This window comes from Blastomonas sp. RAC04, from assembly GCF_001713435.1.
Taxonomy (GTDB): Bacteria; Pseudomonadota; Alphaproteobacteria; order Sphingomonadales; family Sphingomonadaceae; genus Blastomonas; species Blastomonas fulva.
The window spans coordinates 1,384,145-1,397,646 of the sequence record NZ_CP016460.1; the positions used below are offsets into that span (position 1 = coordinate 1,384,145).

Here is a 13,502-nt window from a genome sequence, read left to right on the forward strand (position 1 = left end):
TTGCACTGACGTTGGCCAACAGCATTGACAAGCCGTTGTTGTGCCGTGCATGTTAGCGGTATCATGGCGACAACATCAATATAAATGTTGCGCGGTTCGGGTAGGGAGAGAGCGTTGACCAAGGGTAGAGTCACGAGCGGCACACTGAGCCGCCGCGAGATGTTTTGCTGGAGCGCATCGGCTTCCCTGCTGGCGATGATGCCCCTGGCCGCGCGCGCGGCAACCCCGATCTACCGCGACCCTGCCGCCCCTATCGACCTCAGGGTCGACGATCTGCTCTCGCGGATGACGCTGGACGAAAAGGTCGCGCAGCTGATCACGCTGTCGCGCACCAAGCGCGACGTGATGGACGATGCACTGGCGTTCGATCCGGCAAAGGCATCCGCCGCCTATCCCCACGGATTCGGCCAGGTCGCCCGCCCCTCCGACCGGGGTGGCGCGGCCACTGCCAACAACAATCCGGCGGGTCCGGCAATCGCCGCCCCGACCGGGCGCTGGCGCGCGCCCGCAGACACGATCGCCTTCATCAATGCTGCGCAAAAATGGGCGCGGTCGACTAGGCTGGGCATCCCAATCCTATTTCACGAGGAGTGCCTGCACGGCTACATGGCACCGACCGCGACCAGCTTCCCGCAGGCGATTGCACTCGCCGGAACCTTCGACCGCAACCTGATGGAAAAGGTCAGCTCGGTCATCGGCCGCGAGGTGCGCGCGCATGGCGGAATTCTGGCATTGTCGCCGGTGGTGGACATCGCCCGCGACCCGCGCTGGGGCCGGATCGAGGAAACCTTTGGCGAGGACCCGTATCTGTGCGGCGAGATGGGCATCGCCGCCGTGCTGGGGCTGCAGGGGCGCAGCAAAATCCTCGCCCCGGGCAGGGTGTTCGCGACGCTCAAGCACATGACCGGGCACGGTCAGCCCGAAAGCGGCGAGAATGTCGCCCCTGCCCCGCTCGCTGAACGCGAATTGCGCGAGCGCTTCTTCCCGCCCTTCCGCAAGATCGTGAAGCAGACCGGGATCGCCGCCGTGATGCCATCGTACAACGAGATCGACGGCGTGCCGAGCCACGCCAACCGCTGGCTGCTGGGCGACGTGCTGCGCGGCGAATGGGGTTTCGACGGCCTGATCGTCAGCGACTATGCCGCGATCGGCGAGCTTGCCTCGCTGCACCATGTCGCGCCCGATATGGCAGCAGCTGCACGGCTGGCATTGATCGCCGGAGTGGACAGCGATCTGCCCGATGGCGAGGCCTTCCGCACGCTGGGCGATCAGGTGCGTGCTGGCAAGGTTCCGCTGGCCTTGGTCGATCAGGCCTGCCGCCGGATGCTGACGCTCAAGTTCCGCGCCGGGCTGTTCGAGGCCGCACCGGTCGATACTCGCGCTGCCGCCAAGCTCACCGCCAATGCCGAAGCTCTGGCGCTCGCTCGGACATCTGCCGAAAAGGCGATCACGCTGCTGACCAACGACGGCACGCTGCCGCTCAATCCCGGCGCGCACAAGCGCGTTGCGGTGATCGGGCCGAATGCTGCAATCGCGCGGCTGGGCGGCTATTCTTCGCTGCCCACCAACCCCGTCTCATTGCTCGACGGCGTCAAGGCGCGGTTGAAGAACCAGGCCGAGGTCATTTTCGCGCAGGGCGTGTTCATCACGCAGAGCGAGGACCGCTCGGCCAACGAGATCCTGCTCGCCGACCCGGCAAGGAACCGCCAGCTGATCGCCGAGGCTGTCGAGGTCGCGAAGACATGCGATGTCATCCTGCTGGCGATAGGCGATACCGAGCAGACCAGCCGCGAGGGCTTTGCCAAGAACCATCTGGGCGACCGCACCAGCCTTGATCTGGTGGGCGAGCAGAACGAGCTGTTCGAGGCGATAAAGGCAACCGGCAAGCCCGTGGTCGTGATCGCGATCAACGGTCGCCCGCCCTCCTGGCCAACGGTGGCGGGGCAGGCCAATGCGCTTCTCGAGTGCTGGTACATGGGCCAGCAGGGCGGCCATGCGATGGCAGCAGCCTTGTTCGGCGATGTGAACCCCGGCGGCAAGCTCCCGGTGACGGTCGCGCGGCATGTCGGTCAGGTGCCGGTGTTCTACGACGCCAAGCCCTCGGCACGCCGCGGCTATCTTTTCGACACCACCGACCCGCTGTTCCCGTTCGGCCACGGCCTCAGTTACACCCGCTTCGAGCTGAGCGCGCCGCGTCTCTCCACCTCACGCATCGGACCGGGTGCCGGCGTTACCGTATCGGTCGATGTCGCCAACGTCGGCGATCGCGAAGGCGACGAGGTCGTGCAGCTCTATATCCGCGATCAGGTCGCTTCGGTCACCCAGCCGATCAAGGTGCTCAAGGGCTTCCAGCGAGTCACGCTCAAGCCGGGCGAGCGCAGGACCGTTGCCATTGTGCTCGAACCCGATGCTTTTGCCATCTGGAACGACCAGATGCGCGAGGTCGTCGAGCCCGGACTGTTCGACATCATGACCGGCCCCGACAGCCGCAACCTTCAAACCGTTACCCTCGAAATCGCCTAAGGATCACCATGCCCAAAATCGTCGATGCCCGCGTCATCATCACCTGCCCGGGCCGCAACTTCGTCACGCTCAAGATCATCTGCGACGACGGCACCACCGGCGTCGGCGATGCGACGCTCAACGGACGCGAACTTTCGGTCGCGAGCTATCTGACCGACCATGTCATCCCCTGCCTGATCGGCCGCGATGCGCACCGGATCGAGGATATCTGGCAGTATCTCTACAAGGGTGCGTACTGGCGGCGCGGGCCGGTGACGATGAGCGCGATCGCCGCGGTCGACACCGCCTTGTGGGACATCAAGGGCAAGATCGCTGGGCTTCCCGTCTACCAGCTGCTCGGCGGGGCGAGCCGCGAGAACGTCATGGTCTACGGCCATGCCAATGGCACCACAATCGAGGACACGATCGCGGTCGCGCTCGACTACCAGCGCCAGGGCTACAAGGCGATCCGCCTGCAGTGCGGCGTCCCCGGAATGGCATCGACCTATGGCGTCAGCAAGGACCGCTATTTCTACGAACCCGCCGATGCCGACCTGCCCACCGAGAACGTTTGGAACACCAGCAAATATCTGCGCGTGGTGCCCGAACTGTTCAAGGCGGCGCGCGAGGCTCTGGGCTGGGACGTGCACCTGCTGCACGACATCCACCACCGGCTGACCCCGATCGAGGCGGGGCGGCTGGGCAAGGACCTTGAGCCCTATCGCCCGTTCTGGCTGGAGGATGCGACCCCTGCCGAGAACCAGGAAGCCTTCAAGCTGATCCGTCAGCACACAACCGCGCCGCTGGCTGTCGGCGAGATTTTCAATTCGATCCACGACTGCCGCGAGCTGATCCAGAACCAGTTGATCGACTATATCCGCGCCACCGTAGTACACGCAGGCGGCATCACTCATTTGCGCCGCATTGCGTCGCTCGCCGATCTGTATCAGATCCGCACCGGCTGCCACGGCGCGACCGACCTCTCTCCGGTGTGCATGGCCGCAGCTTTGCACTTCGACCTGTCGGTGCCCAATTTCGGGGTGCAGGAATATATGCGCCACACGCCCGAGACCGACGCGGTCTTCCCGCACGCCTACACCTTTGCCGACGGCGCGATGCATCCCGGTGACGAGCCCGGCCTTGGCGTCGATATCGACGAGGAACTCGCCGCCGGTTACGAATATCGCCGCGCCTTCCTGCCGGTGAACCGGCTGGAAGATGGCACGATGTATAACTGGTGACACAGGTGCCGCCCACCCCCGAAGCCACGGTTGTCAAACCGCGCGGCCGTATCCGCTGGGTCATCTGCGCGCTGCTGTTTGCTGCGGTGGTGCTGTCCTATATCGACCGGCTGGTGCTCGGCGTGCTCAAGCCACAGCTCGAGACGCTCTATGGCTGGACCAATTCGGGCTATGGCGACATCTCAGGCTATTTCCAGGTCTGCTATGGCATCGGCTTTCTGGCGTTCGGCTGGTTGATTGACCGCATCGGCCCGCGCGCGGGCTATCTGCTGGCGATGGGGCTGTGGACGATCGGCCATTTTGCGCAGGTGCTGGTGACATCGACGACAGGCTTCGTCATCGCGCGAATCCCGCTCGCGCTGGGCGAGGCGGGCACCTTCCCCTCGGCACTCGCCGCCGCCTCGCAATGGTTCCCCAAGAAGGAGCGCGCGCTAGCAATTGGCATCTTCAACGCGGGGGCCAATGTCGGTGCGATCATCACCCCGCTGCTGGTCTCGTTCATCGTCGTTGGCCTCGCGTTCGACTGGCGCTGGGCGTTCATCGTTACCGGGCTGTTCAACCTGGTCTGGCTGTTCGTCTGGTGGCGCTTCTACCGCAACCCCGCGCAGCACCCCAAGGTCACGCCCGAAGAGCGCGCCTGGATCGAGGCGGAGCCCGCGGACGATGCCGGCCGCACCGGCTTTCTCAACGTGCTGCGCCACCGCGAAGCGTGGGCGTACATGGCCGGTCGCTTCCTGATCGATCCGGTGTGGTGGACCTTCCTGTTCTGGTTGCCCGATTTCTTCAACAAGCAATATGGCTATGACCTCAAGAACTTCGGTCCGCCTTTGGTGGCGATCTATATTCTGGCCGATGTCGGCGCGATCGCGGGCGGCTGGTACAGCTCCCACCTGCTCAAGAAAGGCGTCGCCACCGGACGCGCCCGCAAGCAGGCCATGTTCGTCTGCGCATTGTTCGCGCTGCCGGTGATGTTCGCGATCGAGGCGGACAATATCTGGATCGCGGTGGGCTGCATCGGCCTCGCCTGCGCCGCGCATCAGGGCTTTTCGACCAACCTGTTCGCGCTTCCGGGCGACCAGTTTCCAAGGTTCGCGCAAGGCACGCTGATCGGGCTGGGCGGGTTTGCAGGCGCATGCGGCGGGTTCATCGCCTCCAAGTCGCTCGGCGTGCTGCTCGACCGGGTCGGCAGCTACGAACCGTTCTTTATCGCGTGCGGCATGGCCTATCTGGTCGCACTGGTCGTGTTCCACTTCCTCAACCCGCGTTACGCGCCCGTGCAGGTTGCCAGCAGCCGATGACCCGCGTGCTCAGCATCTTGCGTTCGGCCGATGGTGCCTGCGCCACGTTTCAGTCCCCTGAAAGGATGACCCCATGATCCGCAAGCTCGCGCTGTGTTCGGCAGCCTTGTCCATTGCCGCCCTGCCCCTCCCAGGCCTTGCCAATCCGCCCGAGCTGCGCCGCCAGGGCAGCGCCACGCAGCTGATCGTCAACGGGCAGCCGCACCTGATCATCGGTGGCGAGCTCAGCAATTCGGCGGCATCGAGCGCGGACTATATGGCGCCGCACTGGGCGCGGCTGAAGGCGATGCATGTCGATACCGTGCTGGCGCCGGTGGCATGGGAGCTGATCGAACCGGTCGAAGGCCGCTATGACTGGTCGTCGTTCGACGCAATGCTCAAGGCGGCGCGCGCGAACGATCTCAAGCTGGTCATCCTGTGGTTCGGCGCGTGGAAGAACAGCATGTCGACTTATGTGCCGTCGTGGGTGAAACGCGATCAGGCGCGCTTCCCCCGCGCGCAAACGCCTGGCGGGCAGGGCATCGAGATCCTGTCGACCTTTGGCGCGGAAACGCTCAAGGCCGACAGCCGCGCCTTTGCCGCGCTGATGGCGCATATCAAGGCGGTCGATGACGCACAGAACACCGTCGTGATGACTCAGGTCGAAAACGAGATCGGCATGCTCCCGGTGGCGCGCGATTACAGCCCTGCTGCCAATGCGGCCTTTCGCGAGCCGGTCCCCGCCCAGCTGACCGACTATCTGGCGCGCAACCGCGACAGCCTGGTGCCCGAGATGAAGGCGATGTGGCTGGAGCGCGGCGCCAAGATGCAGGGCAGTTGGGAAGAGCTGTTCGGCCCGGGCGATGCCGCCGCCGAGGTGTTCACCGCATGGCATTATGCGCGCTTTGCCGACGAACTCACCCGCGCGGGCAAGGCAGGCTATGCCATGCCAATGTACGTCAACGTCGCGCTAAACCGTCCCGGACGGGCACCGGGCGAGTATCCCAGCGGCGGGCCCCTGCCCCATCTGTTCGATGTGTGGAAGGCAGGCGCGCCGTCGATCGACTTCCTGGCTCCGGATATCTATTTCCCCAATTTCACGCGGATCATTGCGCGCTACGACCGCAGCGACAATCCACTGTTCGTCCCAGAGGCGCACAATGCGGACAATCCCGCGGTCCCGGCCAATGCGTTCTATGCCCTCGCCGAGCACGACTCGATCGGCTTCAGCCCGTTCTCGATCGACTCGATCGACGCGGAACCGGGCGCGCTCAAACAGGCCTATGGCGTGCTGCAGCAGCTCAAGCCCTTCATCCTGCAGCATCAGGGCACCGACCGGATCGCAGGGTTCAAGCCGCATCAGGCCTATGACGAGACCGTCGACTTTGCGCCGCAGGAGCGCGTGATCGGCGACTATCGCTTCACCGTCTCGTTCACCATGGACATCCAGCGCCCGGCGCTCACTCCGCAAACCGCAGGCTTTGGCGGCATGATCATCCAGATCGGCCCGGAGGAATATCTGATCGCGGGGCAAGGCATTACCGTCACCTTCAAGCCGGTGGGCGGCGACCAGTCGCTGGCGGGGATCGACGTCGCGCACGAAGGCGTGTTCGATGCTGCGGGCAATTGGAAACCAGGCCGGCTGCTCAACGGCGACCAGACCCATCAGGGGCGGCACATCCGCCTGTTCCCTGGCGACTGGCAGATCCAGCGCGTGAAGCTCTACCGGTACCGCTAAGCCTGACGGGCCGCAATTCAGGGATGATGTGATGCGAACGGCAATATCTCTCCTCGCACTGGCGCTGGCCATGCCCCCTGCGGCCGCTGCTGCCAAGTCGCCCGATCCGCAAGGCGCAACCTGCCCGTGGAAGGCCGCCTGGGCCTCGTCGCAGATGCTGCCCGATGTGGCCAATGCGTTGCCCGCTGGCGCGCTCGACAACGCCACGCTGCGCCAGATAGTGCGGCCGAGCATCGCGGGGTCGCATCTGCGGGTGCGGCTGTCCAATGTCTTCGGCACGACACCGCTGCGCATCGGCGGGGCCACGCTGGCGCGTTCGACGAACAACGCCAGCGGAGATATCGACGCGGCGACGCTGCGCACGCTCAGCTTTGGCGGCGCGGCGGGTGCGATCATTCCGCCGGGCGGCGAGTGGCTGAGCGATCCCGTCGCATGGTCGGGCGGAGCGTTCCAGGACCTGGCGATCAGCGTGCATGTCCTGGCCGAACCCGGCGGCCAGACCTCGCACCCCGGATCGCGCGCGACCTCCTATGTCGTCCGCGGTGATGCGGCGCGGGCACCGATGCTCGCCGGAGCCACCGCAGTCGATCACTGGTATCTGCTCTCGGGGATCGAGGTCACCAGCTGCAAAGCGCGCGATGGCGTGGTGGTGCTCGGCGATTCGATTACCGACGGGCGCGGATCCACCACCAACGGCAACGACCGCTGGACTGATTTCCTCGCCCGGCGGCTCGATGGCCGCGCAGCGGTAATCAACCAGGGGATCGGCGGCAACCGCGTGCTGCTCGATGGGCTGGGGCCGAACGCGCTGGCGCGGCTCGACCGCGACGTGCTCGCGCAGCCGGGCATCCGCCACCTGATCGTGCTCGAAGGGATCAACGATATCGGCACGCTGGCGCGGCAGAAGACCGCAACCGCAGCCGATCATGCTTCGCTGGTCGACCAGATCACCGGTGCCTATGCGCAGATCATCGCACGCGCGCATGCCAGGGGGGTCAAGGTGCACGGCGCCACCATCCTGCCGTTCATGGGCAACACGTTTTACGACCCCGATGCCGCCAGCGAAGCCGATCGGCAGGCGATCAATGCCTGGATCCGCAGTTCGGGCGCATTCGACAGCGTCATCGATCTCGACGCGGTGATGCGCGATCCGGCAAGGCCTGCGCATCTCAATCCCGCCTTCGATATCGGCGACGGGCTGCACCCCAACCCGGCTGGCTTCCGTGCGATGGCCGACGCGGTCCCGCTCTCGCTTTTCGACTGACGCGGCATCCGGCAAGCCCGTCTGCACTTGTCGGCCTCAAGCCGGCGGGTTGCTTCAGCGTGCCTGAAACACTCGCGGCCATGCGCCGCAAAGAAAGGACCGGTCGATCGCTCGACCGGTCCAATGGGAGGGGAAGTTCCGGTGGGGGGCGGTCAGAAGCGGCCGCGGATCCCCACCAGAATGGTGCGACCCGGATTGTATTCGTTGAATGTGGCGTTGGGGAACTGGAAGAAGCTGCTCTGCGCTTCCTTGGTGATGTTGATCGCGTTGATCACCAGGGTCGGCAGATAGTCGTTGCCGAACACCTGCGCCAGATCGACATTGCCCGAGAAATCGAGTTGGCTGTAGCTGCGACCGAAGATCGCCGCCTGCGGGATGCCGTTCTGGTTGGGGTTCGAATTCTGCGAGCCTTCGTTGTAGACATAAGTGAGACGCGCCGAGATGCCGTTCTTGTCGTAATATCCGGTCGCGGTGTAGGTGGTCGGCGCCACGCCGATCGCCACCGCAGGTGCGCCGGTGCCCTCGCCCTTCTGATCGATCAGCGTCAGGTTGCCCTGGAAGCCGAAGCCCGTGACGCCGATGTACTTGGTGATGAAGTCCAACGGCTGCGTGATCTGGAACTCCAGACCGTTGACCTTGAGCTTGCCATCGGCATTGACCTGCTGCTGCACCACTACGCCGACATCGCGCAGCGCCTGGCCCGGCTGGGCGCGTGCGGCCAGTGCCTCGCGCTGCGCCTGGGTCAGCGAGTCCACGTTGATGCCGAACTGCTCGAAGAACGAGAAGGGCACGTTGGTGAGGCCGTTGACGGTGAAGCCGGTGATCGACTTGCGGAACGCCGCAAAGGCGATCACGCCTTCCCCGCCGGTGTACAGTTCGAAGCCCAGGTCGATATTGTCCGAGATGAACGGATCGAGCGCATTGTTGCCGACATTGCCGATATCGGCAGAAGGCTGGATGAAGCTCGCTCCGGGAAGCAGCGCATTGGGATCGGGCCGGGTCAGCGTCCGCGAAACCGAGGCACGCGCCACCGCCTTGCCGCCGAAGTCGAACGCGGCACTCAGCGAGGGCAGGAAGTTCGAATAGCGGGTGTTGGTGGTCGGAAACAGAATGGTGTTGGGGAAGCGCCCGCCATCTGCGACCGGCGGCGCGCCCGCGGGGTTGTTGCGCGGATCGGGGATCGAGACGCGGCCACCGACGATCTGCTCAGTGCGGACATAACGCACGCCGCCGTTCAATCGCAGCGTGTTGTCACCCATCTCGAAGATGCCGTTGCCCTCGACAAAGGCGCCGGTCACCTTTTCGCGGATAAGGCCGCCATTGGCGCCGCTGCTGCCCGATCCGGTCTCGGTGGCACCGGCGAGCAGCGCGTCGTAATTGGTGTCGCGCCGCACCTTGTCCCAATCGACGGTGATATAGCCATTGTCACCGGGGAGCAGGTAGCTGGGCACTGCAGCGGTGGGGATGAGCGATCCGGCATAGCGGATCGGCACGCCGCCTGCGGTGAAGTTGGTGCCATAGCCCGGAAAGGTCGGGAAGCCGGCGGGCGTCGCGGTGCCCGGCTGGTTGAGGCCGGTGCACGGCGTCGTTGCGCTGTTGGGCGCCAGCAGGGTGATGTTGGGTCCGTTGCCGCAGATCGCGTTCTGCCACAATGCAGTGTTGTCGAACGGCGTGATACGCCGCTTGGTATCGTCGAACGCACCTCCGACGCGGACACTGAACCGGGTTTCGTCGCCGAACAGCAGGCTGCCGCGCACGCCTTTGGTTTCGGTGGCGCGCTCCTCGCCGTTCAGATTGACTCGGCCGCCGCCATCCCAGCCGAAATTGGCGGGGTTGTTGAGATCGATGCTAGACTGGATGGTCGGGATGCCGCCATCGTTCTGGAAGTTCACGGTCAATCCGCTGTTGGGCGGCGTAATCACCAGGAAGGTCGGGCTTTCGCGGCGGAAATTGCTCTTGGTGTAGTTCGCCTGCAGGTCACCCTTGATCCAGTCGTTCAATTTGAACTCGATGCCCGGATTGATGCCGTAATAGTCCTGCGTGTCCTTGTAGGGACGGTATTCGAGGAAGAACTGCGCGTTGGCATAAGTACCGCCGGTCACGGTGCAGCCCGCAGCGCAATCCGCCTTGTCATAAGTGGTGTTGATCGGGATGACCGCCCCGTTGCGGCCGACCCAGTTCATCGCGGTGCGGGTGAACTCGGTATCGCGTTGGGCATACATGCCATCAACATAGAAATTGAAGTTGTCGCTAGGGCGCCATTCGATAGAGACCAGACCGTTATAGCGCTGCCGGAAGCCGTTTTCGCTGCGCGGGCGGCCGAGGCGGGGAAGAAGTCCGTTGTCGATCTGGTCGATCGTCGCACCCGGATTGTTGCGCAGCAAAAACGCCTCGTCGATCACCGCGCCGGGGGTCAGCCCGTTGCCCGCGCGCGAAGGCACGGTGGCGGGGATGGTGAAGTTGCCGCCGCCAGTGGCGTTGCGTGTTCCCGTGGTGCGCTGGGCTGCAGTCAGGTTGGGGTTTGTGAAGCCGATGGTCTCATAGCCCTCGACATTGAAGTTGTTGCGCACCGCTGCGCCGCCAACGAGGATGCCGAAGTCGCCAAACGTCGCGCTCGCCACCAGATGGCCGCGATAGCCCCATTTGTCGGCGCCGCTCACCTTCGATCCCTGCAGGCCATAGCTGATATAGGGCTTGGGGTTGTCGAACGGACGCGCAGCACGCAGGTTGACCGTACCTGCCGCACCGCCTTCGAGCAGGCTTGCGGTAGGCGACTTGGCGACGGTCAGCTGGGTGAACAGTTCTGTCGGGATGAGGTCCAGATCGACTTCGCGGTTGGTGCTCTGCGCATCGAAACGCACCGAGGCGATCGCCACCGGGGTGCCGTTGAGCAGCACGCGGGTGAAGTTGGTACCAAGACCGCGAATGGCGACCGACGAGCCTTCGCCGGTGACTTCGCGGCCGATGGTGATGCCCGGGATGCGGTTCAGCGATTCTGCGATGTTGGTGTCGGGGAACTTGCCGATGTCTTCGGCAAAGATCGAGTCGGTAAAGCCGATCGAATTCCGCTTGGCGGCGGTCTGGCTTTCCAGCGAGGCACGAAAGCCGGTGACCACGATCTCGCCAGCAGTGTCGTCCGCAGCGGCGGGGTCGATTTCTTCTTCTGCCGTGGCGGCCGGCGGATTGGGCACGGCCTGCGCGAACGCAAGACCGGGCGTCATCAATCCGGAAACTGCAGCAGCTCCCAAGAGCGCAAGGCGCACTGAATCGATTCGAGAAACCATGTTATCCTCCCCTTGTTCGGCCCAGGCTTTTTGCCAGAGGTCCACGCTGATGGTAGCGCTATCAATCCAATGGGTAATACTCCGAGTTATTTCTGTCAAGTGGATGTTGTCAAGCTTAGGCCTGCAGCCACAAGCCGGCTAAGGATGACGACAAGAATCCTTGATTTCACGCCGTTTTATCTGCCTCCGGTCGATAGACCATCCCCGCCCCGCTGCCCGCACGGCGCTCTTGTGCCGAAAAAACTGTCTGAGTATATCCGCTACCATAACAGTTTTCGAAAGCATGGCGTGATGGAGGATGCATGGCACGATTTTTCGAGGCAGGGCTGCTGCTGATGGCCCTGCTCCCGCCCTCCGAAGCATTTGCCGCGACCGCCCAGCGCGCGCCTGCCGGAACCCTCACCGATGGGACACCGCTGGAGGCAGTAGTGCTGACGGGTGCCAACCAGGTTTCCGCGCGCATTCTGAATTTCGGTGCGACTCTGCAGTCGCTCACCGCACCCGATCGCGACGGCGTGTCCGCCGATGTGCTGCTCGGCTATGACGATGCCGCCGATTATGCTGCAAAGGGCGGCTATTTCGGCGTGACCATCGGTCGCTATGCCAACCGCATCGCAGGCGGCCGATTTGCGATCGACGGCAAGACCTATGAGGTTGCACGCAACAGCGAGTCCAACGCGCTGCACAGCGGTCCGCTGGGGTTCGATGCCCGGGCCTGGCGGATCGTCGAGATGACGCAGGGTGCCGAAGCCTCGGTCACGCTGGCGCTGACCAGCGAGCATGGCGACCAGGGCTATCCGGGCAGGGTCGAGGCGAAAGTCACCTATACGCTGGACGACAAGGGCGCGCTCACCATCGCGTTCGAGGCCAGTACCGACCGCCCGACGGTCATCAACATGACCAACCACGCGTTTTTCAACCTCGCGGGTCAGGGCTCGCCCGAGGGCGCGCTGGGCCACCTGTTGACGATCCCCGCATCGGCGATCACTCCGGTTGACGCGCAGCTCATTCCTACAGGGGTGCTGCGTCCGGTCGAGGGTACGCCGTTCGATTTCCGTACCCCGCGCCAGCCCGGATCCGGCGTGCGCGACGGGCGCGACGAGCAGATCCTGTTCGGCCGGGGCTATGACCATAATTTCGCGCTAGACAAGGGGCTGACCGCGCAACCTCAACTCGCCGCTCGGCTGGAGCATCCTGCATCCGGGCGGGTGCTCGAGGTGCTGACCACCGAGCCGGGGATACAGCTCTACACCGGCAATTTCCTCGATGGCACGGTGGCGGGCAAGAACGGGCAGCTTTACCGGATGGGCGACGGCATCGCGCTTGAGCCGCAGAAATTCCCCGATGCGCCTAACAAGCCGCAGTTCGCGTCGGCGCGTGTCGATCCGGGAATGCCTTATCGCCACGTCATGGTCTACCGCCTGTCGGTCGCGCGCTGACCCGGCTGCGGGATCACTCGCGCAGCGGCAGTTCCATATCGGCCAGCGCAAGGTGCAGCAGTTCGGCCATCGCGGCATGCGCGGCAACGGGGTCCTTGTCGACGATCGCCTGATGCACCCGCACGTGATCGGGCAAGGGATCGCGCGGCAGCGCGCGGTTGCGCTGCTTGTAGGTCGTGGTCCAGCTGACGGCCGCGCCCACTGAGCTTGCCAGCGCCGCGAGCGCATCGTTGCCGGCCGCGGTCAGGATCGCACGGTGGAAACGCTGGTCGGCGGCCCTGCCCTCGGGATCGGCCAGTCCCAGCCTTGCCATCTCGTCCAGCGCTCCTGCCATCTCATCGAGGTGCGCCTGGCTACGCCGCCGCGCGGCAAAGCCGGCTGCGGCAGGCTCGATCACGCCGCGCAGTTCGAAAAGGTCGAGGATGAACTCGGTGTCGGGCTCACCCTCGAAGGTCCAGGCCAGCACATCGGGATCGAGCAAATTCCAGCGGTCGCGCGCGGTGACCCGGGTCCCGGCCTTGGGGCGGCTCTCCACCAGCCCCTTGGCCGCCAGGATGCGGATCGCCTCACGATAGGCCGTACGCGAGACGCCAAGCGCCTCGCTTGCCTCGATCTCGCCGCCGAAGACATCGCCGGGCTTGCGGATCCCGCCGACGATCTCCACGCCGATGTCATGGGCGATGGCCCCGTGAATGCGCGGCGATACGCTGCTCGCTCGTTGCATGGACCCGGTTGCCTCCCCTTGATGGTTCTACGC

At 64.7% G+C, this 13,502-nt stretch carries 8 protein-coding genes; 6 read left to right on the plus strand and 2 right to left on the minus strand.

The genetic code is table 11. The features are described 5' to 3' along the window. Positions 1 to 159 precede the first annotated feature (159 nt). From BSY18_RS07600 to BSY18_RS07620, 5 genes are all read left to right on the plus strand, one after another. The gene (locus BSY18_RS07600; RefSeq protein WP_069050188.1) at positions 160 to 2,523 is read left to right on the plus strand and encodes a glycoside hydrolase family 3 N-terminal domain-containing protein; all 2,364 of its coding nucleotides are present in this window, start codon (positions 160 to 162) and stop codon (positions 2,521 to 2,523) included. An 8-nt stretch (positions 2,524 to 2,531) separates the two neighbouring features. Further along, positions 2,532 to 3,743 carry a D-mannonate dehydratase ManD gene (gene manD, locus BSY18_RS07605; protein ID WP_069050189.1) on the plus strand — a complete coding sequence of 404 codons (1,212 nt, stop codon included), beginning with the start codon at positions 2,532 to 2,534 and terminating at the stop codon, positions 3,741 to 3,743. Next, a complete protein-coding gene (locus tag BSY18_RS07610; protein ID WP_083231362.1) occupies positions 3,740 to 5,041 on the plus strand; it encodes an MFS transporter in 1,302 nt (433 codons plus the stop codon). Before manD ends, BSY18_RS07610 begins: the two co-directional genes overlap by 4 nt. 73 nt (positions 5,042 to 5,114) lie before the next feature. Then, entirely contained in the window at positions 5,115 to 6,758 is a 1,644-nt protein-coding gene (locus BSY18_RS07615; RefSeq protein WP_069050190.1) for a GH35 family beta-galactosidase, read from the plus strand. Between the two features lie 31 nt (positions 6,759 to 6,789). Continuing rightward, positions 6,790 to 8,022 carry an SGNH/GDSL hydrolase family protein gene (locus BSY18_RS07620; protein WP_069050191.1) on the plus strand — a complete coding sequence of 411 codons (1,233 nt, stop codon included), beginning with the start codon at positions 6,790 to 6,792 and terminating at the stop codon, positions 8,020 to 8,022. 152 nt (positions 8,023 to 8,174) lie between these two features. Here the strand turns inward: BSY18_RS07620 and BSY18_RS07625 are convergent, their stop codons facing one another. Then, a complete protein-coding gene (locus tag BSY18_RS07625) occupies positions 8,175 to 11,243 on the minus strand; it encodes a TonB-dependent receptor (protein ID WP_150126235.1) in 3,069 nt (1,022 codons plus the stop codon). Between the two features lie 365 nt (positions 11,244 to 11,608). Here BSY18_RS07625 and BSY18_RS07630 point away from each other — a divergent pair, with 365 nt between their 5' ends. Beyond that, positions 11,609 to 12,745, plus strand: coding sequence for an aldose epimerase family protein (locus tag BSY18_RS07630; RefSeq protein WP_069050193.1), 1,137 nt, complete (start codon positions 11,609 to 11,611; stop codon positions 12,743 to 12,745). Positions 12,746 to 12,758: 13 nt separating this feature from the next. On the opposite strand, the gene BSY18_RS07635 is transcribed toward BSY18_RS07630, so the two are convergent. After that, positions 12,759 to 13,469 carry a FadR/GntR family transcriptional regulator gene (locus BSY18_RS07635; RefSeq protein ID WP_069050194.1) on the minus strand — a complete coding sequence of 237 codons (711 nt, stop codon included), beginning with the start codon at positions 13,467 to 13,469 and terminating at the stop codon, positions 12,759 to 12,761. Positions 13,470 to 13,502: the final 33 nt, after the last annotated feature.